Source organism: Oscillospiraceae bacterium (genome assembly GCA_015067255.1).
Classification (GTDB): Bacteria; Bacillota; Clostridia; order Oscillospirales; family SIG519; genus SIG519.
On sequence record SVMS01000019.1, the window covers coordinates 19,725 to 43,093 of the forward strand.

Genomic DNA, 23,369 nt, shown 5'->3' on the forward strand with positions numbered 1-23,369 from the left:
CTATCAGTAAGGCAATACCTTTCCTGTAAGTTCAGTTGCTTTTTTATAGCCGTTATTATCAAGGTATGTATTAAGTCCGTCAATTATCTCTATAGGACACATTGGATTTGCAAACATTGAGGTTCCCACTGCAACAGCATCTGCTCCTGCAAGCATAAATTCAACTGCATCATCAGCGTTTGCTATTCCGCCCATTCCAATAATAGGAAGGTCAACTGCATTTTTAACCTGCCAAACCATTCTTACCGCAACAGGCTTTACAGCAGGACCCGAAAGACCTCCTACGTTATTATGCAAAACAGGACGTTTTGTTCTAATATCTATTTTCATTCCAAGTAAAGTATTTATAAGAGAAAGAGCATCTGCTCCGCCATCTCTTGCTGCTCTTGCAGTTTCTGTAATATCCGTTACATTTGGAGATAGCTTAACAATTAAAGGCTTTGTACAGTGTTTTTTTACTTCGTTTGTTATTTTAAACACGGTTTCAGGAATAACGCCGAAAGCAACGCCGCCCTCTTTAACGTTAGGACAAGAAATATTCATTTCCACAAGGTCTGTATCTGTCTGTGAAATACGCTCTGCCATTTGACAGTAGTCCTCTATACAGCTTCCTGCGATATTTGCAATAACCGTACAACCCATTTCTTTCAGCTTTGGAAGATAATCGTTTGCATATACCTCGACACCTGGGTTTTGCAAGCCTACACTATTTAATATACCACTGCTTGTTTCTGCTATTCTTGAGGGAGGATTTCCCTGTCTTTCTTTCAAGGTAAGTCCTTTAACGCATACTGCTCCCAATTTTGAAATATCAAAAAATTTGTTGTATTCAAATCCAAAGCCAAATGTACCCGATGCTGTAACCAACGGGTTTTTTAATGTAACTCCTGCTATATTAACCGATAAATCTGCCATTGATATCTTCCTTTACTTTAAACTGATTATATTCTATTATATCATTTTTAAAAACCAATATCAACAATTTATTGCTTTATTTTTATATTATGAAAAATTGACAAATACTGTATGCTGTGATATAATTTAACATCAATAAGTTTATGATAGGAAAATAGTATAATGTGGATTGCAGATAATTGGTTAGACTATAAAATTTTAGATACAAGCGACGGTGAAAAGTTAGAGAGCTGGGGAAAGTTTATTCTCCGCCGTCCAGACCCTCAGATAATTTGGAAAACTCCTAAGGATAATTCTCTTTGGAACAAAGCTGATGCTGTTTACAGCCGTTCTTCCTCAGGCGGAGGAAGCTGGAATAAGCATAACTTACCTGAAAGTTGGCAAATTAATTATAAAGAGCTGACCTTTAATATACGCCCTATGAACTTTAAGCATACGGGTCTATTCCCCGAACAAGCTGTTAACTGGGACTTTTGTGAAGAAAAAATCAAAAACGCAAACAGACATATAAATGTGCTTAATCTTTTTGCCTATACAGGCGGTGCTACCGTTGCCTGCCTTAATGCAGGAGCTTCCGTTTGCCACGTTGATGCTTCTAAAGGAATGGTTGAACAGGCAAAAGAAAATGTTGCGGCTTCGGGGCTTTCAGATGCTCCTGTTCGATATATTGTAGATGACTGCAGTAAATTTGTAGCAAGAGAAATTCGCAGAGGCAGAAGATATGATGCAATAATTATGGATCCACCGTCTTACGGAAGAGGTCCAAACGGAGAAATCTGGCATCTTGAAGACAAGCTTTATGATCTTATTGATTTATGCTGTGGAGTTATGTCCGATAATCCCCTTTTCTTTATTTTAAATTCTTATACTACCGGTCTTTCTCCCGCTATTATGAAATATCTTTTAGAAAATATTATCAAAAAACGTTTTGGCGGTAAATGTACTGCTGATGAAATCGGTTTAAAGGTTTTATCTACCGGCGGTGTGCTTCCTTGCGGCAATACTGCAAGGTGGGAAGCATTGTAAAGCTATAAGACTTTACATATATTCTTTTATTATTGAAAGGAAATTCTCAGCAAATGAGTTTTATTGAAGGAAAAGATTTATTTTTTCTGTACGAAAATGAAAACAACCGTTCTCATATTGTACTTGACAACATAAATTTCTCTGTAAATCAAGGTGAATTTGTAAGTGTTTTAGGACACAACGGTTCTGGAAAATCGACTCTTGCAAAACACCTCAACGCTATTTTGCTGCCTATTGGCGGAAGCGTTATTGTTGACAATATGGACACAAAAAACGAAGAACTGCTCTTTGAAATCCGTCAAAGAATAGGAATGGTTTTTCAAAATCCCGATAATCAGCTTGTTGCTACTATAGTTGAAGAGGATGTCGCATTCGGTCCTGAAAATTTAGGTATTCCTCAGAAAGAAATTCGTCAAAGAGTTGATGATGCTTTGAAGGCTGTTGGTATGTATGAATATCGCAACCACGCCCCTCACCTTCTTTCCGGCGGTCAAAAGCAAAGAATTGCCATAGCGGGAATTCTTGCTATGAAGCCTAAATGCATTATTCTTGATGAGCCTACAGCTATGCTTGACCCTGCAGGACGTGAAGAGGTTATTAAAACAATAAAAAAGCTAAACCATGAAGAAGGAATAACTGTTATTCTTATTACTCATTACATGAATGAAGCTGCTCAAAGTGATAGAGTTATTGTAATGAATGAAGGTCAAATTCTTCTTGATGATACTCCCCACAAGGTTTTTATGAATGTGGGACTTTTAAAAAACATAGGACTTGATGTTCCTCAATCTACCGATCTTATGTTTTCACTCAGAAAGCTTGATTTAAAATTTCCTCTTGAAATTATTACGGTAGAAGAATGTGTTAATGCTATTGAAGATTATTTATCTCATAATATAACGGAGTAAACAAAATTGGAAACTATTTTAAAGACTGAAAATTTAACACATATTTACGGCAAGGGCACACCTTTTGAAATGTGTGCTCTTGATAATGTATGTTTAGAAATAGAAAAAGGCGATTTTTTAGGTGTAATCGGACATACCGGAAGTGGAAAATCAACTCTCATTTCTCATTTTAATGGCCTTTTAAAGCCTACTAACGGTAAAATTTATCTTGACGGTCAGGATATTTCTCAAATAAAAAACAAAAGTCAACTCAGTTTTGATGTTGGCCTTGTTTTTCAATATCCCGAATATCAGCTTTTCGAAGAAACTGTTTATAAAGATATTGCTTTCGGCCCTTCGAATATGGGACTTTCTAACGCTGAAATTACTCAGCGTGTTTATGAAAGCTTAAAATTTGTGGGTCTTGATGAAAGTGTTTTGGAAAAATCTCCTTTTGAGCTTTCAGGCGGACAGAAACGCCGTGTTGCAATTGCAGGAGTTATTGCCATGAAGCCCAAGGTTCTTATTTTAGATGAGCCGACTGCGGGTCTTGACCCTGTTGGAAGAGATGATATATTACAGCATATAAAAGACTATCACACACAAAACAACAGCACGGTTATTCTTGTTTCTCACTCTATGGAGGATATAGCAAGAAATGCTAAACATATTCTTGTTATGAATAAATCTAAAGTTTATATGTATGATACAGTTGCTAATATTTTCAAAAGAGCTGAAGAATTGTATCAGGTTGGTTTGGCAATTCCTCAAATTACTCAAATTTTCTTAGAGCTTAACAAAAGAGGTATTGATGTAAACACGGGCATATACACTATAGAAGACGGTAAAAACGAGCTTTTAAAGCTGATAAAACGGAGGGGTGCCAATGTTTAAAGATATAACCTTCGGTCAGTTTTTTCCCGGTGATTCTGTAATTCACCGTCTTGACCCTAAAACTAAAATTCTTATTACAATAGCTTTTATAGTTATTCTTTTTGTTCCTCAAAATATATTTGGTTATTTAATTTTAGGTATCTTTTTATTTTCAAGCATTTTTGCTTCAAAAATTCCTATTAAGCTTGTTTTAAAAAGTGTCAGACCTCTACTTATTATTATTGTTTTAACAAGCATTTTAAACCTTTTTTATACTCAGGGTGAGCCACTTTTTGAGCCTATAAAATTTTGGTTTATAACAATTTCTATTTCTCTCAACGGAATTAAAGTTACTGTGTTTATGATACTGAGAATTATGTTTCTTATAATGGGAACATCTATGCTGACTTATACCACTTCCCCTATCGTGCTTACAGACGGTATTGAAAGCTTGTTATCTCCTTTGAAAAAAATTCATATTCCCGTACACGAATTTTCAATGATGATGACTATTGCTCTACGCTTTATTCCTACACTTATAGAAGAAACAGAAAAAATAATAAATGCACAAAAAGCAAGAGGTGCTGATTTTTCTTCAGGCGGTCTTATAAAAAGAGCCAAATCCCTTATCCCTATTCTTGTGCCGCTTTTTGTTTCTGCCTTCAGACGTGCTGATGAGCTTGCGGTTGCTATGGAATGTCGCTGCTACAGAGGCGATTTTAACAGAACAAAGTTTAAGATATATAAATTTTCTTCTATTGATTTTTATGCATTTTTTATTACTGTTATCGTCTTTGGAATTGTTATAATTTTAAATTTTATATGAAATTAGGTGACAAAGGTTAGGTTTTATATTAAGCCGTAATGCCTTATAATTATGAATAATTTCAGACTCAAGCTTTGTTTTGACGGCAGCAATTATCACGGTTTTCAAATTCAGCCTAATGCATCTACAATCCAAGGCACTCTAAACTCCGTTTTAAGCTCAATAACAGGAGAATATATAAGCATAACAGGCTGTTCCCGTACTGATGCAGGAGTACATGCAAAGGAATATTATGCTAATTTTAAATCAAACTGCGCTATACCTCCCGAAAACTTAAAAAGAGCCCTTAATTCCCTGCTTCCTTCGGATATTGCCGTTTTAGACTGCCAAATAGTTGACGATAGCTTTAACAGCCGTTTTGATGTTGCAAAAAAAGAATATGTTTATAGATTTTTTAACGGGAGTGTTAAAAATCCTTTTTTAAAAAGCACCGCTCTTTTTTATCCATATAAGCTTGACGAAAAGATAATGGATGAAGCTTGCAAGCATTATATAGGAGAACACGATTTCAGAGCTTTTATGGCTCAAGGTTCAGACGTTACCGATACTGTACGTACAATTTATTCTTCTAAGGTTATAAGAAACGGAGATATTGTAGAGTTTTACGTTGAAGGAAACGGATTTTTATATAATATGGTTCGTATAATGGCGGGAACTCTTCTTTATATCAACGAAGGCAAAATAAGCTTAGAAAATCTTGACAAAATAATTTTAAGCCAAGACAGAAAAAACACGGGAAAAACTTTACCTCCCCACGCTCTGTTTTTAAATAAAGTTACTTTAAAAGCATAAAAAACTCGGTCGGCAAATACCGACCGAGTTTATATTTATATTTATCCTCTTGAGCCTCGACGCGCAAAGGCGCCTCTTTTTGATTCAACAGAACGCTTCAAATCAGACATTTTCTCATCACTGTCCTGCTTGAATTTGCTCATTAATTCTTCAAATGTCATTTCTTTCTTTACAGGAACTATTGCTTTGCGAATTGAAAGACTTAATCTTCCTTTATCATCTGTTCCTATAACTTTAACCTTAACAGACTGGCCTTCTTTAACATGGTCATTAATGTCCTTAACGTATTCAGTGGACACCTCTGAAATATGTACCATTCCTGTACTGCCGTTTTCAAGAGATACAAACACTCCGAATTTTGTTATGCCTGTAACCTTACCTTCTAAAATGCTGCCGACCTCAATTGACATAAATTAATACTCTTTCCTCTCGTTTATTTTCCGGCGATATCAATATAAACCTTTTCGTTTGGATATCCATATCCGAGTTTTTCACGTGCGTAACGCTCAATAAGTTCAAGGTCATTGGCTTCGAGCATATCATTTATCTGAGCATTTTCATATTGTTGCTCTTTAATCTGATTATCAAGCTGCTCAATTTCTTTCTTCTTTTCGTTAACCTTAACGAAACCTGCCATTGTAGTAATCAATAGGACTACCACTATGGAAAACCGTGCCATTGATATTAGAATATTTGGTTTTCTTTTTGCCATTATATTCACCGCACACTTTTTTATTTTTACATTCTTTCTTATTTATAATAATCTTTTTTTTAATAAATTTAAAGTACTTTTTAAAAAATAATTGTACTCTTTTTAACTTTTTAAAAATTTTTTTAATTTTTCTCTGAATAATAGAACAAATTTTCGCAAACGGTGATAGAATTTTAGATAAAATAAATTTTATTATTTTAATTATCGACTGTGCGCTTTTGAGTATTAGCTTGCCTATAGTGAAATAATATAATATAAAACCTATTGCAGCAGCTATCAATAAAAATATTCTTATTCTGCCTGAATTAACAGTTAAAATAAATATAAAGCTAAAAAGACCTGCTGATATTAAGAAAAGCAAATCCTCTATAAAGACAATTATTTTTCCCATTGGAAAAGCTACTCTGATTATTCTGAACAAATCGTATATAACACCTAAAGCAACGCCAAAGCACAATGAATTTAAAAAAACTATTGCCTGTTCTGATACCGATATTTCCAACTAAAAGCCTCTTTTCTATTTGAAAATTCGTGTAAAAATACTTGCATTTTTTAAGTTTTCATTATCGCTGTATATAATCGAGGATATTTTACCTTCAAGGGTTAAATCTCCGCTTTCAACTGACAAATTACTTATATGAAGCTCTGTTCCGTTTATTGTCATCATTCCGTGTGTTGTGTATAAAACCACTTTTTTTTCATCAAAACTATCTACATCCTCAACACCTGAAAGATTTGCGACAGCTCTGTTTTCCATAATTACCGTATGTGCTTTTTTTATTTTCTTATCTTCTGACAATTTAAGCACCTCTTTATATTTTCATTCAAAAAAGTATATTCATTTATTTATAAATTTATTACATTTTATTTTCTCTTAAAAAAATATTGCTGTTATTAAAATTTTATGTTATAATATTTAATCAAAGAAAAAAATCAAAAACTATTATCGAGGTATTTATGGAAAAGAAAACAAAATGGGCTTCCAATGTCGGATTTCTTCTTGCTTCTGCCGGCTCTGCTATAGGCTTGGGTAACTTATGGAAATTTCCTTATCTTATGGGTGAAAACGGCGGATTTTGGTTTTTAATTGTATACATTATATTTATTCTGATTTTAGGTCTTCCCGTTATGATAAGCGAGTTATCTATCGGAAGAATGACTGAAAGCGGACCCGTAAAAGCTTTTGGAAAGCTTAATAAAAAGTTTAAGTTTATCGGTATAATAGGTATCAGCTGTGCTTTTATAATTTTATCTTATTATAGTGTAATAGGCGGTTGGATTTTTAAATATATAGAAAACTATATTGTTTTCCAAGCTCCTCCCGCTGATTTTTCTCAATATATTGCTACTTCTGCAGGGCCTGTTTTCTGGCATTTTATCTTTATAGCTATTACTGCACTTGTTTGCTGTTACGGTACAAAAGGGATTGAACGTGCTTCTAAAGTAATGATGCCTGTTCTTTTTATAATGTTAATAGTTATTGCTATCCGTTCTCTTACTCTCGGTGCTGCAGATAAAGGCTTAGCATTTATGTTTACCGCTAAAGGCGGATTTTCTTTAAATACTATTGTTGCTGCTTTAGGACAGGTTTTTTATTCTCTCTCTCTTTGCATGGGTATTACAATAACCTACGGAAGCTATCTCAGCAAAAAAGAAAGTATTCCGAAAAACGTAACTATTATTGCATCTCTCGATACTTCAATTGCTCTTTTAGCAGGTTTAGCAATCTTCCCTGCTGTTTTCGCTTTTGGTTTAGAGCCTTCTCAAGGTACTACATTAACCTTCGGCACACTTCCAAAAGTTTTCGAGTCTATGCAAGGCGGTTGGATTTTCGCTATTATTTTCTTTCTGCTTATGGCCTTTGCCGCTTTAACATCTGCTATTGCTTTGCTTGAATGTGTTGTCAGCGCAATTCTTGATCGCTTTAACTGTTCAAGAAAAATTGCCACTATTTTTACTGCTTTAGGCGCTTTTCTTTTAGGTATCCCCGCCGCATTAACCTATGGCGTTCTTAAAAATTTCAAAATATTAAATTATGATTTCTTTGACTTTTTAGGTGTTATAACAGATAATATATTGATGCCTGTGGGCGGTATATTTATGTGTATCTTTATAGGCTGGATATGGGGACCTAAGCATATTGCAGAACACGTTGAAACTAATTCAAACCGCTTTCCTTTGAAAAAAGCATGGCTTATCTGTATACGCTTTATTGTTCCTATACTCATAGTTTTAGTAACTATCGTAGGATTTATAAATATATTTAATATAGTTACAAAATAATTAAAAAAATCAAGGCTGTTGCAAGGTGATAAAACCAAGCAACAGCCTTTTTAATATTTTATATCTTTTAATTATTTATTATAGGAACATTTTGTTTTAAAAAGTTTTTTGCTTTCAATATTTCATCTTCAGACAAAAGCCAGTCTTTATTGATATTTTCTTTTAATCCTAACTGTATTCTTTTAGCTCCTCCGTATGTGTGATAAGCGATAAGCTCTACACCCAAGCAATTTTTTAACGACTTATATATCTTAACAATTTCTTCTAAATGCTCATAATTATAATTTACAGACTTAAGCAATATACAACGCAAAATAGTTTTTGCTCCCATTTTATCTGCCAATTTTAAATTTTCTAAAATCAGTTTATTGGATACTCCTGTATTTTTAATGTGACGGGCATCGTCTGTATCTTTTATATCCCACAAAAATAAATCTGTAGCAGAAACAAGCTTCGACAACAGAGAAGAATCAAAATATCCGCAGGTTTCAATCGCTGTATTTATATTGTGTTTTTTAAAATTATTGAGCAATTCGATTAAATTCAAGCCATAAGCTGTAGGCTCGCCGCCTGAAAAGGTTACGCCCCCGACATCTCCATAAAAAGCTTCATCTTTCATTACTTCGTTTAAAATTTGTTCTGAGGAAAGCTTTTCAGAACAAGCTTCCAAAGCGCCTGTAGGACAAGCTTCTACGCATTTCATACATTGACAGCAATTATCCCGTTGCAGAATATGTATATTTCCCGAAAACTTATGAACATCAGCAGAGCATGCTGATAAGCAGGCACCGCAGTTAATACATAGCTGCGAAGAATAAAAGAGCTGTGGCTCTCTTGATTGTGTTTCGGGATTATGACACCAGACACATCTCAAAGGACATCCTTTTAAAAAAACAGTAGTACGAATACCCGGACCGTCTTTAGTACAAAAATGCTGGATTTTTGTTACATAAAAATCTGCCATATACTGCTCCTTAATTTATATTTTGTGTATTTCTTTCGATTATCATATTTTGCCACTCTCTGTTAAGTGTTACAAATCGGGCATTCCAGCCGGAAACACGTACAGAAAGAGTTTTATACTTATGCGGATTTTTTTGTGCATCTAACAAGGTTTTAGTATCTACTGCATCCAACTGCATAAAGAAGCCGCCTAATTTTAAAAATCCGTCCATTAAGGCAATAAGCGAAGCTATTCCGTTATCTCCGCTTAAGGATTCAGGAAAAATCTTAATATCCAAAGCTGCTCCGCAAGACTGTCTTACCAAATCTGTTTTACAATAGGATTTAATAACAGAGGTTGCACCATTTATATCAGTTCCGGGAGTAGGAGAATCGTTTCCTGATAAAATATCTCCTTTTTTATATCCAAATGCAGTAGCGCAACGGTTTGGCAACCATTCAATCTGACGTCCGAAGGTGCTTACACCGGGGATAAACTTTGCAGGACAATCCCCTTCCCCTTTACAGTTTTCTACAATATCTGCAAAATCATTTAGTATCCGACTATGCCATTTATCTACCTTATCTTCATCGTTACCGTAAAACAAGCTGTTGTTTTTTATGTACAAACGTAGTTCCTCGTTATCTTCCCAATTATTGCGCAAACATTCTAACAACTTTTCAAAAGAAATTCTTTTTTCTAAAAAAACAAATTTTTCAATTGCATATAAGGAATTGGCAATATCAGGAGAACCTCCTATATGTGGAGAACGCACTAAATATTCAGGTCCGAAATCATAGTAAGCACGTGCATTTTTGATACAACCATCTTCAAAAAGACTTATAACAGAAGTAGGAGTAACATCTTTTTTAGATTGCCAACTATTGTCCTTAAATATATAAGGCTCAAGAATTATATACTTATATATATTTGAAATTTCTTCTTTTAAACGTTTGTAAAAAGCTGAATAAATCTCCTCTATTGATGAAAAATTATTATCAGCTTCTTTAGTTAAACCAATAGCTTCATTAAAAATTTGCAGTCCATCAAAAGGAATATAAATAAAATCTGTTTTACCCGGTATCTGTACTTCCCAACAACCGTCATTGGCAAAATTACAAGCTTCTTTTTCTGAATATCCGTCATTACGCAAAGCCTGTAAAATCAAATCTTCATTATATACTGCAACAATTCCCCCACCGTGACGCATAACAGCGGCAACTTTCTCCTTAAGCTCTAAAGGAGAGTTTTTATTCAGTCTGACAGTAATGGGAAAATCAGAAATCGACAACTCTTCCACTATATCTAAAGTAAGAAAAGTTACTTCGTTAGTTATTTCTTTTCCCTCGCTGTCAATTCCCGACAACACAATATTTTGATAGTGCTGGGCGTCACCGGATTCCTGCGGAGTGTTAGACTGTATCCATTCACAGCCCTTTATAAAAAATGATGCCAACAATTCTCTTGCTTGTGAAATATCCAGCTCTTTTGAATTTAAATCTTTTTTCAAGAAATCACCAAGAAGCCAATCCAATCTTCCTATACCCGGCCAATTTCCGCAAAGACGGACAAAAGAAAAGATAAACCAAAGAGATTGCAAAGCTTCATGAAAATTACGTGCCTGCGAAAAAGGCACCTGCAGTAAAAGCTTATGAAGATCAGGTCTTGTGTTTTCTGTTGCTTTTAAATATCTGCTATGCCAGATGCGTATTGCTTCAATAACATTATCTAAGCTATTTAAAAACACTTTTTGTTTGTCCGAAAGAGATTTATCCTTCAAACGCTCTGCTATATCTTTTTTATATGAATCAAGACCTTGATTTAACACCTTATCATAGCGTATAGTTAAATGGCTTACACTTAAAAAAACAGGCTCTTCTTTATATTTTGCAGGGATTCTATGATAAATTGCGCCTCCAAGAGTTGCAGAGCTGCATATTTTTTCCTCTTGGCATATTCTTATGGGCGCCTGTTGTGCAATAGTTTTAATAGCTATATCATATTTTTCTATATCTGACATAGCTTCAAAGTTTTCAATATTATCCAAATTAATAAAGCCGTTGTTAATTGCTTCATCACCGTATTTGCCGTGTAACGACTCCCACGCCCAATTTCTTGTTGAAGAACTCAATCTCATCGGACGCTCAATATTAGCTGCTGTTGCAAATACCATAGCTATCACCTCTGATATTATTTTATCATACTAATTGCATTTTTGAATATATTATAGTATAATTGATTTGTATTATATTATCAGGTGATGAATATGAAAATCAATTCAATAGAAATAAAGGATATTTCAGGCGGATATTTAAAAGCAAATATAGAAAAAGAACAGCACATAAAAACCTTACCCTGTCTATCTGTTGTTCAGTCATTGAACGGTTATTACGAAATAGCCTTAGGCAAAAATAAGCCTGTTTGTACTCAGGAGGGCGGTGTTTTTATTGCGCCTGCAGGAGTTAAACAAGATATCATTCACCATAACGGTATAAACGAATTTATGAAAGCCCAATGGGTTTTTATGAATGTTACTATAAATGATTTCTTTACTTTTGAAGACGTTTTTGATATGCCTGTTACACTGTCTTCTAAAGACAGCGAATCATTATCTGAGCTTATTTTAGCTATCAGAACTACAAACAGCACCTGCCAAAAATATATTGCCGCATATCAAATTGTAGAGTTTTTAATAGCTCATTCCAAAATTAAGGATACGATTATGAACAATACGGCAGCACAAATAAAAAAATACATTTCTCAACATTATGCCGAAAACATAACAATAAAAGCTTTGAGCGATATTGCTTTTTGTTCTGTACCTAATTTGTATAGAATTTTTCAAAAGTATTTTCACTTATCACCACACAACTATATAAATAAATTCCGTCTTGAAAAAGCCTCTGTTCTTTTAGAAAACAGCACCGCATCTATTTCCTCTATTGCAGAAGAAGTAGGCTTTGAAGATGCCGCATATTTTTCAAAGCTCTTTAAAAACAACTTTTCTGTTTCTCCACAAAAATATCGGGAAAATGCCTTATTACTTCAGATAAAAAAATGACTTAAAGCAAAAAGCTTTAAGTCATTTTTGTTTAATTAAAATATATGGAAGCTTACTATTAAGCTTGCAAAAACAATAGAAACCATTGAAAGAAGCTTTATAAGAATGTTAATAGAAGGTCCTGATGTATCCTTGAAAGGATCTCCCACAGTATCACCTACGACCGCTGCTTTATGAGCATCTGAGCCTTTTCCTCCGTGCTCTCCGCTTTCTATGTATTTCTTTGCATTGTCCCAAGCTCCACCTGAGTTAGACATCATAATAGCCAATACAAAGCCGGTAACTGTTGCTCCGGAAAGCATACCAACTACGCCGTCTACACCCAAAATCAAGCCTACTATAACAGGAACAACAACTCCCAAAAATGCAGGAATTATTATTTCTTTTTGAGCTGCTTTGGTGCATATATCAACACAGTTTTTATAATCGGGCTCCGCTTTACCTTCCATAAGACCGGTAATTTCTTTAAATTGACGGCGCACCTCTACAACAATGCTCTGTGCCGCACGGCCTACAGATTCCATAGTAAGTGCTGCAAAAAGGAACGGAAGCATACCGCCTATAAACAAACCTACCAAAAGAACAGGATTAGTAATATTTAAATTAAGTTCAAAATCGGGTTTAATTTCTTTTACTGTTTCAACATATGATGCTATAAGTGTAAGCGCTGTCAACGCAGCAGAGCCTATTGCAAAGCCTTTACCTGTAGCTGCTGTTGTATTTCCGAGAGAGTCAAGAGCATCTGTTCTCTTTCTGACCTCTTCATCAAGTCCAGACATTTCAGCAATACCGCCTGCATTATCTGCTACAGGACCGTATGCATCTGTTGCAAGAGTAATACCTAAAGTAGAAAGCATACCAACAGCCGCAAGACCTATACCGTACAATCCAGGGCTTAAGTTTGTTGTAGTTCCTCCGGCAACAAAGAATGCAACAATAATACCTGCACCGATAACAACAACAGGAGCTGCTGTTGAAAGCATACCTAAAGACAATCCGCTTATAATAGTAGTAGCAGAACCTGTCAAAGAAGACTTTGAAAGCTTTTTAGTGGGATTATAAGAATCAGATGTATAGTATTCAGTGATAACACCGATAATGATACCTGCAAGAAGACCTGTAATTATTGCAAAATAAGTACCTATTTTATCAGCGCCAAGAATGAAATAAACTACGGGGAAAGCTGCAGCTGCTGTAAGAATACTACTTATCCAAGTACCTCTACGCAATACACCGAGAAGCTTTTTCTGAGAAGCTCCTTCTTTTGTACGAACAAAAAATGTACCTATAATAGAAGCAATTATACCTATAGCAGCAATAATTAACGGAACGGCTATACCACCAAAGCCAAAGCCTGCTGCTACTGCAAGAGTTGTTGTTGATATAATAGAACCTATATAGCTTTCGTAAAGGTCTGCACCCATACCTGCAACGTCACCAACATTATCGCCTACATTGTCGGCAATAACTGCAGGATTTCTGGGGTCATCTTCAGGAATACCTGCTTCAACCTTACCAACAAGATCGGCGCCTACATCTGCAGCCTTTGTGAAAACACCGCCGCCTACACGGGCAAATAACGCCATACATGAAGCACCCATTCCCGATGTAAGTAATACAGATGTAATGTTATAAAGAACCTCTTTACTTTCTATTTTTTCAAAAAGACCGCCGTCAAATAAAGCAGCTTTAAGAATAAAATACCATAAAGAAATATGTAAAAGGCCAAGACCTACCACAACAAAGCCCATAACCGCACCTGATGAAAAAGCAACTCTCAATCCTGAGTTAAGGCTCTTATTAGCCGCACTTGCAGTTCTTGCATTTGAAGAAGTAGCTATTTTCATTCCGAAAAATCCGGAAAGTGCAGAAAATATTCCACCGCTTATAAAAGCAAAAGGAACAAAAATTGAAATATCAGTTATAAAAGAAAGGGCAAGCAATATTACAAACATAGCAATAAAGAATATGGATACAGCCTTATATTGCCTGCTTAAATAAGCATTCGCTCCTTTTTTTATATAGCCAGAAATTTGTTTCATTCTTTCTGTGCCTTCATCGGCCTTTAAAATTTTCACTGCAAGAATTACAGAAAAAACAATAGCCAAAATAGCGCACAAAGGAACGAATAGCACTAAATCAAAATTCATAGTTATACCTCCGTTTTTTTTGATTTTTATATATTATAACAAAAAAAATGCTTTTCCTCAATACTTTTTTTTATTTTCGGCTTTTTTTTCTTTTATCAATATCGTCAATTGTTATTTTTGTTAATCTTCACAAATTAACTAAAAATAATGTGAACTTAACAATGTTTAACATTGAATTTAACATTATTTTATGTTATTTATTTTGATTTTATCTAACCAATTAAAACATCTTGCCTTTTTAAGCAAAATATGTTAGAATAATAAAAGTATTCTTGAGGTTATATCTATTTTATTAAGAAAGGAATATGGCTATGAGCAAAAAAATCCATATTATATGCGACAGTACTTGTGACCTTCCTGAAGAAGTTATTAAAAAATACAATATAGAGATTGTTCCTCTTTTTGTTACGTTGGGAGACAAAACTTTTAAAGACGGAGTAGACATTGTTCCCGACGATATATATGAAAATTATAATAAAACAAAGGTTCTTCCAAAAACTGCCGCTGTTTCCCCCGGAATATTTGAAGAGCTTTTCAACAAGGCTCTTGAAACCTATGACGAGGTTATTTACATCGGCATAGGCTCTGGACTTTCAACTACTTATCAAAGTGCAGTCATTGCCGCTGACGGAAATGAAAGAATCTTTGTTCTTGATTCTCAAAATCTTTCTACCGGAATAGGTTTACTTGTTTTAAAAATTATATCTTTTATAGAAGAAGGCAAATCAGGCGCTGAAATCAAAGAACAAATTGAAGCTCTTGTTCCCAAGGTTGATGCAAGCTTTGTTATAGACTCTCTTGAATATCTTTACAAGGGCGGAAGATGCTCTGCTCTTTCGGCTTTAGGTGCTAATTTCTTGAAATTAAAACCTTGTATTGAGGTTCTGAACGGAAAAATGGGTGTTGGCAAAAAATACAGAGGTCAATACGAAACTGTATTAAAGCAGTATGTTGACGAGCGTCTTGAGAATACCGATATTGACAAATCTGCTGCTTTTATTACTCACGCAGGCGTTGACAATGCTATTGTAGAGCAGCTTAAAAACCAAGTTATTGCAAAGGGAATTTTTGAAAAGATTTATGTAACACGTGCAAGCTGTACTATATCTTCCCATTGTGGCAAAAATACTCTTGGTGTTCTTTTAATCAGAAATGAAAATAAATAATTTTTTTGATGCCGATTTATAAATACAATCGGCATCATTATATAATTAAGAGGTGTTTTTTTTGCAATCCGATGTAAAAAAGCAAACCTTTTTGCACGGAGCCCTTATTTTAACAATTTCGGGAATTATAGTAAAATTTATAGGTTTTATATATAAAATTCCTATGACACGTATTTTCGGCGAAGAAACTATGGGATATTATAACAGTGCCCTTTCCATATATACAACGATGTACGTGCTTTCTACCTCGGGATTACCTGTAACTGTTTCAAGAATGGTCTCCTCTGCAATTGCTTTAAAAAAATTCAGAGATACTTCCCGTATTTTAAAAATATCTTTACTTGTCTACTCTTCAATAAGCTTTCTTATTGCGATTTTTATGCTGTTTTTTTCAAAAACGATCGCTTCGTGGACAGGTAACGATCCCGCTTTTGAAGCTTTAATTGCTGTTGCGCCTGCAATCTTTTTCGTATCTGCAGTTGCAGGCTTAAGAGGTTTTTTTCAAGGACATCAGGATATGATGTCTACGGGAATTTCAAATATTTTAGAGTCATTTTTCAATTTAGTCGTAGGTTTTTCCTTGGCTCTTATTCTTTTGAAAGCAGGCTTTCCCTTATCTACCGTAGCTGCGGGTGCCGCAGTCGGTGTTTCTGTAAGTGCCGCTATCTCTTTACTTTATATGTTTATAATATATTTAAAAAACAGAAACTCTACAAAGCTATATCTTAATCAAGAATCTTTCCCTGCTACTCCATATAAACAAATCGCATCTGAATTTTTAAAAGCAAGCTTACCTATACTCATAGGTGCTTTGACTATGAACCTTACAAACACAATAGATGTATTTGTTCTTATGAACAGATTGATTGTTTCGGGCTATACAAGCGAATATGCAAACTTTGTTTACGGTAGCTATACAAGTATGGCGGTACTTCTTTATAATATGCCCGCTACAATCACCGCAGCTATTTGCACAAGCGCTATTCCAGCTCTGTCAAGGTCATATACTTTACAACAGCCAGAGCGTATAAAAAGTGCTATTGACGCCTCCTTCAGAATGAATGCGCTTATTGCTTTTCCGATAGCTTTTGGTATGTCTGTTATGTCGGGCCCTATTTTAAATATCCTTTTTTCAAACCGTCCCGAAGGTGTTGCTATTGCTACTCCCCTTTTGAATATTCTCGGATTAGCTGTTATCCCTTTAAGCATTGCGACTGTTTCGACCTCAATGCTTCAAGCTATTAAAAAGCCTCATATTCCCGTAATAAATATTTTCATTGCCGGTCTTATAAAATTCTTAATGAATTATTTTCTTATTGCTAATCCCAATATACGTATTTTCGGCGCTCCTTTTGCAACTTTTATTTGTTACCTTATAATAACTATTTTAAATTTGCATCAGCTTAAGAAAAATACGGGTGTATTTCCAAGCATCAGTTCTGCCTTTACAAAGCCTTTATTTTCTTCGGTTTTATGCGCCGCAGGAGCATTTTTACTTTATAAAGCTATAGGCAATTTTGTTCCAAATCTTGTTTCAACCGTGATTTCGGTGCTGTTTGGGATGGCAATTTATCTCATTTCCCTGTATTTTTGCAAAGGAATTACAGCAAAAGATATAGAAATTTTGCCTTTTGGTAAAAAAATTAAAAAAATACTTGAAAAAATAAGGATAATGCGTTAAAATGTTAAATGTTGAGAGATTTAAAAGAAAAGAAAAATACTTTTTTGATGACCTTGTTGAAATAATGGCAATTTTGCGAAGCGAAAACGGATGCCCTTGGGACAAAGAGCAAGACCATCACTCAATCAGGAATAATTTCATCGAAGAGGTTTACGAAGCTGTTGAAGCTATTGATACCGATAATGTCGAGCTGTTAAAAGAAGAATTGGGAGATGTTATGCTCCAAGTTGTTTTTCACAGCCGTATGTCACAGGAAGAAAACAAATTTAACATAGACGATGTTTGTGACGGTGTTTGTAAAAAGCTTATTTTAAGACATCCTCATATTTTTGCCGATGCTAAGGCAGGTAATTCACAAGAAGTTCTTATGCGTTGGGATGAAATAAAGAAGGTAGAAAAAAGTCAGAAAAGCGTTACAGATACTTTAAATTCTGTTTCTAAGGCTCTTCCCTCTCTTATAAGAAGTCAAAAGGTTCAAAAGCGTGCTGCTAAAGTCGGCTTTGATTGGGAAAATACAGACGGTGCTTTAAACAAACTTCACGAGGAAATTCAAGAGCTTGAAAACGCTATTAAGAAAAACAATAAAGAGGAAATAAACGAAGAGTTGGGAGATCTTTTATTTTCTTGTGTAAACGTTGCCAGATTTGTGGATTGTGATGCTGAAAACAGCTTATATAATGCTTGTGATAAATTCATTTCTCGTTTTGAAAAGCTTGAAAATCAAGCAATTAAAGAAGGTAAAAATCTTTCGGAAATGTCTTTAGCTGAGATGGATAAGCTTTGGGATAAAATAAAGCTTGAAAATAAATGATGTAGTTAATTCCGATAGGAGTTAATATATAAAAAAATTTAGGAGGATAAAAAAATGAACAAAAGCGAACTTATTGCTGCTATCGCTGCAAAATCAGAACTTTCCAAGAAGGATGCTGAAAAGGCTCTTGCTGCTGTAATCAGCTCTGTTGAGGATGCATTAAAGGCTGGAGACAAAGTTCAGTTAGTTGGTTTTGGTACATTCGAAGTTAAGTGCCGCAACGCAAGAACAGGAAGAAACCCCAGAACAAAGCAAACAATTCAGATTCCTGCTTCCAAACTTCCCGTATTCAAAGCTGGTAAAGCTTTCAAAGATGTTATTGCAAAATAATTAAATTTGTTTTTAAAAAAACTGACTTTGCTGTTTAATAATGCAAAGTCAGTTTTTTTATCTGATTATTCGGCTTTTTTCTTTTATAAAAAATAGATTTTGTTTGAAATTTAATTATTATTTAAACAGATAAATTAAATGTTGAAATTTTCTCTCCGTACTTATTACAAAATTCTATAATAGTTTTTTCAACCTGATTATAAAGCTCTGATTTCGTTTCTATTAAAGAAGCTCTTTTATTTTCAGCTATATTTAATATATTTCCGGAAAGCTTCTTTAATTCTATAGTTGTCTCTTTAAATAAATCAAGTGCTTCTTGCAATTTATCCCCTTGCATATCTTTTACAGCAATATCTTGTGCCAATCCATAATAATAGGTTTGCAAAAAGGCAGTATACTTTGAATCGCCACTGAACACAGGATATAATCCATCTGTGTTTGAATAAATCTTGGCATTTATATATAAATAACTTTCTTTTATAGCATCTTTTGTAAATCCTTGATTTTCGGTTTTCCATGCCATATGATAAATTTCATTCCAATGATTATAATTGTGTTCTGCAACAATATGTTTCCACTGTTCTTTTTCATTATGTAATTTTAGAAATACAGAACCTAACAAAATTATAACTACAAGAACAAACGTCAATGAAATATATATTGTTCTTTTATTAGCTGATTTCACTCTTCAAAGTCTCCTTTCAATATTCAGACGGATTTTCTTGCAGCGTGAGGACAAAGGAAATTGTTGGTGAATTCATGATTTAAGCGGAAAAGGCCTTGCATACGTCGTTCCGGCAAGGAAAGATAAATACGGCCACCAAGCATCGAATTAGATGCGCTAGGATTCATTCCCGCTTTTTCCAAAAGAGCCATAATCAAATCATAACGTGTGTTATCCTGAACATCCATAATAAACTTGAATTCTGTTCCGTACAGCTTGTGTACAGGAACATGGAACATAATGCAGCCTTTTTCAATACGTTTACCTTGACGATTTAAATCACCCTGACGATAAACCTTGCCATTGTACATCACATGATTTAAAAGCACACATTCCTTATTTTCCTCTCCCAAAGTTCTTGGCAGTGAAAGAGCGCAAGGGATTCCGTTTTGTGGACAAGCTCTATCTTCCAAAGGAACACAGCGGTTTCTGGCATAGCAATGCTCCCCATCTCCGTGGTCAGCGTAAAACATTCCAAAATTAGGAATTAGTGTTCCTATCTTACATTCGGCAAAATCACTGTAATATTCATCAAAAATATTACTTTCCAAAGTAACGATTACTGTTTCTGCATATTCCTTCATTCTTTTACGGAAAGTTGTACAGTCTAAATAGGCATTTTCTTCACAAAACATATCAGCATAAGGAGAAAGGTCTCGTATAGCATCAAGAAGGCTTTCCAAGCTGTTAAATGCAGGGAGAAAACGGTTGAGATGTGCATCTGCAAATTTGCGAAAATCCACGCTATCCTCCTTAGGTGCAGTATTCAAAATACCATTTGGGTCCCAAAGATAAACAGGAATATTCTTCCCCGAAAGTATACCAATCTCATAATTGACCCAATGGGAATGCAAGGATGCCTCGGTTATTATAATTACCGCCGCATAACAATCCAAAGTGCGCTCGATTTTGCTTTGAAAATCGTCTCCCCCGGACAAGAAATCACGATCGCAAAGAGGATAAAGTCCCATTTCAAGCATAGCATTTCGCAGAGGATAAAGGCAATCCTCATTGTCAGCATTAGCGTGAGAAATAAATATCCCATAGAACTTTTTCTCGTCCTCTTCTAATTGTCTTGTAGTAAAATCAAAATCTCCCAAACGGGAGCCTCTCGGTTCTAACATAATATATCCTTTCCTCCTTTACTGTGGGAAAATAAAGTCTACCGTCTCCCCTACATTTAAAGCGGGGTCAGCTTTTAGAAGAGGTCTTAGTAATTCAAAATTCAATGAAAAATACAGACGGTTAAAACGAGTATCCACATGCGATTGCTCGGGGTAGATTCCCTTCCAATAAGAAGCGTCTTCATAGCGGTCAAAATCAAGCTCCGAAATGCTTCCTTCTGCAAAGTCAGGCTCCATCAAGGCAAGAAGCATAAACACAGGACAATCTGTATCTCGGCAAGTCAAATAGCATTTTATATATGCTCCGAGGATTTTATGTACAGGAATCAACACATCGAATACAAATTCAGCACGAATTCCGCTTTCCTCACGTTCATTAGCAGTAAAACGACGATAAGACTTCTTTCCTACAAAGGACTTGGGATAATCCGCAATGTAAGGATGTACCTCCTCCTTATAAACCATCATCTGCGGCTCTAAGCGTTCTTCTGCACCAAAGCTGACAACACGGCATCCGCAAATAAGATGCTCTTCCAAGAAATTATCAAATTCACTGTCTGAACGGTTATAACCTGTAATGTCATTATAATATAGCTTAGCATTTTGAAAAGCTTCTTCATAAATATTAAAGGATATACGCAGGCATTGAAAATTAATGCGACGGGCAGCATAAAAATTTGTAGTACGATTTTCATAATAATTATAACGAAGCAGTTTAGATGCAAATTTTTCCGGTATTTTAGACATAAAAGTATCTGCATCAAATATAATATCAATTCCCTGCAAGGGTGTTCCCTTCAAATCGGGCACTCCATCATCCTGATTTTTAGGAATGTAAGGCACAATGGATTCTTGCAATTTAGAACGGATATATCCGATAAAATACCAAAACATAGAACAAGATACTAAATTCTCTTCTTCAAACAACTGCTTATTGAGTACTGGTATCAGACAAGCACAATGATTTAATAATGTCACAATCTCATCAAAGGCATTTCCCTTCACCAAAAGCGACTCTCCTACAGCACGACAATGATATACGTGTCCGGAAATATCCAATCTTTCTCGCAATGGCGCAACTAATTCCGGATATCCCTCCGGATATAGAATAATTAAATCTCCGTAATATTCTCGAATGTCAAAATGTGAATCCGAAATCAGTTTCATACGTTTCTCCCTATTGTAATATTTTTTATTTTCCATTACAAAAATCTTTTTTTCTTTTCTATTATAAAGGCTTTGTCGCAAAATAGCAATAGATTTCGAAAAAACAATATTTTTGCCATATAAATTTTCAATTAAGCAAATTGACCCTATCCCAATCTGTTTTATAAATTAGAATTTATTATTTTTTCAAGTTACCCTTTTGTATATTTTCTTTAATTATTTCATCAGTTACTTCAAACAATCTGTCCGAACCTAATTTGGTTTTACTTTGTCTTTTATAAACTTGTTCCGCCGTGACATTGTGTTGACGCCAATCACCACCATTATTGTTATTATTTAATATCAGCGGTTGGAGATTATCCATGGAATGAGCAAATTTAGCTTCAGCTGTTTCATATGCTTCAAATTCATCGAACAGGTCTATTAATTCTTTTGCTTGTTCTTCTGGTAAAATAGAAAATATTCTTTGTTTTGCAATATCCTCTCTTGCTTTTTGAGATTGCAATCTTTCCAAATCATACGCATATGTATCTCCGGAATCTATTTCAACAATGTCGTGAATCAAACACATCAGCATAACCTTTGCTATATCAATATTTTCATTTGTGTATTCCTTGAGAACATATGCCATAATTGCCATATGCCAGGAATGTTCAGCGTCGTTTTCATTTCTTCCGTTATTTGATAAATGTGTTTGTCTGAACACGTTCTTAAGCTTATCAATTTCTAATGCAAAATCTAATTGCTTTTTAATACGAATATCCATAACTCACCCTCGATTTTTCTTTATTGAACTGATTATATCACAAATTTATAGTATTTCAACGATGTATTACAGAAACAAACATATAAAAAAACCGACTTGTCAAAACAAGTCGGTTTTTGTGGAAAGGTTGTACAAATTCGAAACCCTTTGAATTTTTGACCTATATGTTTGAACCACTACACATTATTTCTTTTTGGATTTAAGTGCTTTTATAACTTTTTTACACAAAACTAATTCGCTTGTAAAATCCGAGCGTGCTCTAATTGTTTTGCCATCTATGTTTGTTTCAACAATTTTCTTGTGTCGCTTTTTTAACCTTTTATAATAATTTTTAATCAAAGGAATGAAACGAACATCCTTTAATTTTTCAATAACCCAAAGATAAGGAATACCATAATAATCTTTTTCTTCTTCGAAAAGTTCAAGAAACCATTCATCGATTAATGTTTTTTCTTCATCAGAAAGATTATCAAAATCTACAGCAGCGTGCTCAGCAGCACGTCCCATAGAAATGCCGTAAGTTTCAGGAGAAAAAGCATCATAAAATATTTTAAACTCTTTTGAAAGAGCATCAAAATCAAATATCATTTTGAATTCTCCTTTGCAGTATTCAACGATGCTATTAACATTCTTTTTATTTCTTCTGCAGGTGAAAGCAAACTATCAAAATTATAATCGATTAAGTTGGTTCTTTTTAAAAGCATAAGCCAATAAATACTTTCACCTGTTTCTTTAAGAGCAATATGTAATTTTGATATAAAATCGGCTTTACTGTTGCCGTATATTGCTTCGTTTATATTGGCACCCACACTTGTAGCAGAGCGCAGTAATTGTTTTGCAATTGTTGTATCTTTTTTTGTTTTAGAAAATTCTTCATAAAATAAGACAATTTTTGTTGCAAAATCAAGTGATTTTTCGAGTAACGGACTATTCATTATCTTCACCTCTAAGTAAATTATATCATAATTTACTTTTCAAATCAACGCTTTGCGAAGCAAAGCACATTTTCGAAACTTGTCAAGAATTTCGGACAGATAAAAGAGTGAAAAATTGATTTGGTACTGAATAATTGATACCTGAATGCAATCTTTCTGAATTGTAATACAATTCAATATATTCAACAATTTTTCTT

Annotated in this window: 25 protein-coding genes; 11 read left to right on the forward strand and 14 right to left on the reverse strand. The window is 34.5% G+C overall.

What is annotated here, in order from left to right; translation table 11 throughout:
• Positions 1-3: 3 nt before the first annotated feature.
• A complete protein-coding gene (locus E7480_05635) occupies positions 4-915 on the reverse strand; it encodes a dihydroorotate dehydrogenase (GenBank protein MBE6904071.1) in 912 nt (303 codons plus the stop codon).
• Positions 916-1,077: 162 nt separating this feature from the next.
• Between E7480_05635 and E7480_05640 the strand changes: the two genes are divergently transcribed.
• From E7480_05640 to truA, 5 genes are read left to right on the forward strand one after another with little or no spacing between them, the layout of a single operon-like run.
• On the forward strand, positions 1,078-1,941 hold the full coding sequence (locus E7480_05640) for an SAM-dependent methyltransferase (GenBank protein ID MBE6904072.1): 864 nt from the start codon (positions 1,078-1,080) through the stop codon (positions 1,939-1,941).
• A gap of 53 nt (positions 1,942-1,994) precedes the next feature.
• Complete coding sequence (locus tag E7480_05645) at positions 1,995-2,849, forward strand: energy-coupling factor transporter ATPase (GenBank protein MBE6904073.1); 855 nt, start codon at positions 1,995-1,997, stop codon at positions 2,847-2,849.
• 6 nt (positions 2,850-2,855) lie between these two features.
• The gene (locus E7480_05650) at positions 2,856-3,722 is read left to right on the forward strand and encodes an energy-coupling factor transporter ATPase (protein ID MBE6904074.1); all 867 of its coding nucleotides are present in this window, start codon (positions 2,856-2,858) and stop codon (positions 3,720-3,722) included.
• A complete protein-coding gene (locus tag E7480_05655; GenBank protein MBE6904075.1) occupies positions 3,715-4,527 on the forward strand; it encodes an energy-coupling factor transporter transmembrane protein EcfT in 813 nt (270 codons plus the stop codon). Before E7480_05650 ends, E7480_05655 begins: the two co-directional genes overlap by 8 nt.
• A 51-nt stretch (positions 4,528-4,578) precedes the next feature.
• The gene (gene truA / locus E7480_05660) at positions 4,579-5,319 is read left to right on the forward strand and encodes a tRNA pseudouridine(38-40) synthase TruA (protein MBE6904076.1); all 741 of its coding nucleotides are present in this window, start codon (positions 4,579-4,581) and stop codon (positions 5,317-5,319) included.
• A gap of 41 nt (positions 5,320-5,360) precedes the next feature.
• On the opposite strand, the gene E7480_05665 is transcribed toward truA, so the two are convergent.
• The 4 genes from E7480_05665 to yabP are packed head-to-tail and all read right to left on the reverse strand — an operon-like array spanning position 5,361 to position 6,830.
• Complete coding sequence (locus E7480_05665; protein ID MBE6904077.1) at positions 5,361-5,729, reverse strand: S1 RNA-binding domain-containing protein; 369 nt, start codon at positions 5,727-5,729, stop codon at positions 5,361-5,363.
• A gap of 23 nt (positions 5,730-5,752) precedes the next feature.
• Positions 5,753-6,031, reverse strand: coding sequence for a septum formation initiator family protein (locus tag E7480_05670; protein MBE6904078.1), 279 nt, complete (start codon positions 6,029-6,031; stop codon positions 5,753-5,755).
• The gene (locus tag E7480_05675) at positions 5,940-6,533 is read right to left on the reverse strand and encodes a hypothetical protein (GenBank protein ID MBE6904079.1); all 594 of its coding nucleotides are present in this window, start codon (positions 6,531-6,533) and stop codon (positions 5,940-5,942) included. The genes E7480_05670 and E7480_05675 overlap by 92 nt, the downstream gene beginning before the upstream one ends.
• 15 nt (positions 6,534-6,548) lie before the next feature.
• Positions 6,549-6,830, reverse strand: coding sequence for a sporulation protein YabP (gene yabP, locus E7480_05680; GenBank protein MBE6904080.1), 282 nt, complete (start codon positions 6,828-6,830; stop codon positions 6,549-6,551).
• Positions 6,831-6,988: 158 nt separating this feature from the next.
• Here yabP and E7480_05685 point away from each other — a divergent pair, with 158 nt between their 5' ends.
• Entirely contained in the window at positions 6,989-8,314 is a 1,326-nt protein-coding gene (locus E7480_05685; protein ID MBE6904081.1) for a sodium-dependent transporter, read from the forward strand.
• Between the two features lie 67 nt (positions 8,315-8,381).
• Here E7480_05685 and E7480_05690 read toward each other — a convergent pair whose 3' ends face one another.
• Positions 8,382-9,278, reverse strand: a complete 897-nt coding sequence (locus tag E7480_05690) for a glycyl-radical enzyme activating protein (GenBank protein ID MBE6904082.1) — start codon at positions 9,276-9,278, stop codon at positions 8,382-8,384.
• A gap of 10 nt (positions 9,279-9,288) precedes the next feature.
• Positions 9,289-11,430, reverse strand: a complete 2,142-nt coding sequence (locus E7480_05695; GenBank protein MBE6904083.1) for a hypothetical protein — start codon at positions 11,428-11,430, stop codon at positions 9,289-9,291.
• 87 nt (positions 11,431-11,517) lie between these two features.
• Between E7480_05695 and E7480_05700 the strand changes: the two genes are divergently transcribed.
• Complete coding sequence (locus E7480_05700; protein ID MBE6904084.1) at positions 11,518-12,318, forward strand: helix-turn-helix transcriptional regulator; 801 nt, start codon at positions 11,518-11,520, stop codon at positions 12,316-12,318.
• 35 nt (positions 12,319-12,353) lie between these two features.
• On the opposite strand, the gene E7480_05705 is transcribed toward E7480_05700, so the two are convergent.
• The gene (locus E7480_05705; protein MBE6904085.1) at positions 12,354-14,468 is read right to left on the reverse strand and encodes a sodium-translocating pyrophosphatase; all 2,115 of its coding nucleotides are present in this window, start codon (positions 14,466-14,468) and stop codon (positions 12,354-12,356) included.
• A 311-nt stretch (positions 14,469-14,779) separates the two neighbouring features.
• Here E7480_05705 and E7480_05710 point away from each other — a divergent pair, with 311 nt between their 5' ends.
• Genes E7480_05710 through E7480_05725 form a run of 4 tightly spaced genes read left to right on the forward strand, consistent with a single transcriptional unit; the run spans position 14,780 to position 18,456 of the window.
• The gene (locus E7480_05710) at positions 14,780-15,634 is read left to right on the forward strand and encodes a DegV family protein (protein MBE6904086.1); all 855 of its coding nucleotides are present in this window, start codon (positions 14,780-14,782) and stop codon (positions 15,632-15,634) included.
• 52 nt (positions 15,635-15,686) lie between these two features.
• Complete coding sequence (locus tag E7480_05715) at positions 15,687-17,315, forward strand: polysaccharide biosynthesis protein (protein MBE6904087.1); 1,629 nt, start codon at positions 15,687-15,689, stop codon at positions 17,313-17,315.
• A gap of 1 nt (position 17,316) precedes the next feature.
• Positions 17,317-18,126: a nucleoside triphosphate pyrophosphohydrolase gene (gene mazG, locus E7480_05720; GenBank protein ID MBE6904088.1), complete on the forward strand. Its 810-nt coding sequence runs from the start codon at positions 17,317-17,319 to the stop codon at positions 18,124-18,126.
• A 54-nt stretch (positions 18,127-18,180) separates the two neighbouring features.
• Positions 18,181-18,456: an HU family DNA-binding protein gene (locus tag E7480_05725; GenBank protein ID MBE6904089.1), complete on the forward strand. Its 276-nt coding sequence runs from the start codon at positions 18,181-18,183 to the stop codon at positions 18,454-18,456.
• 121 nt (positions 18,457-18,577) lie between these two features.
• Here the strand turns inward: E7480_05725 and E7480_05730 are convergent, their stop codons facing one another.
• From E7480_05730 to E7480_05755, 6 genes are all read right to left on the reverse strand, one after another.
• Entirely contained in the window at positions 18,578-19,141 is a 564-nt protein-coding gene (locus tag E7480_05730; GenBank protein MBE6904090.1) for a hypothetical protein, read from the reverse strand.
• A 23-nt stretch (positions 19,142-19,164) separates the two neighbouring features.
• Positions 19,165-20,304 carry a hypothetical protein gene (locus E7480_05735; protein MBE6904091.1) on the reverse strand — a complete coding sequence of 380 codons (1,140 nt, stop codon included), beginning with the start codon at positions 20,302-20,304 and terminating at the stop codon, positions 19,165-19,167.
• Between the two features lie 18 nt (positions 20,305-20,322).
• Positions 20,323-21,507 (reverse strand): hypothetical protein, encoded by a 1,185-nt coding sequence (locus E7480_05740; protein ID MBE6904092.1) that lies wholly within the window; start codon positions 21,505-21,507, stop codon positions 20,323-20,325.
• A gap of 142 nt (positions 21,508-21,649) precedes the next feature.
• On the reverse strand, positions 21,650-22,237 hold the full coding sequence (locus E7480_05745) for an HD domain-containing protein (protein ID MBE6904093.1): 588 nt from the start codon (positions 22,235-22,237) through the stop codon (positions 21,650-21,652).
• Positions 22,238-22,420: 183 nt separating this feature from the next.
• Positions 22,421-22,825: a hypothetical protein gene (locus tag E7480_05750; GenBank protein ID MBE6904094.1), complete on the reverse strand. Its 405-nt coding sequence runs from the start codon at positions 22,823-22,825 to the stop codon at positions 22,421-22,423.
• The gene (locus E7480_05755; protein ID MBE6904095.1) at positions 22,822-23,172 is read right to left on the reverse strand and encodes a four helix bundle protein; all 351 of its coding nucleotides are present in this window, start codon (positions 23,170-23,172) and stop codon (positions 22,822-22,824) included. The genes E7480_05750 and E7480_05755 overlap by 4 nt, the downstream gene beginning before the upstream one ends.
• Positions 23,173-23,369: the final 197 nt, after the last annotated feature.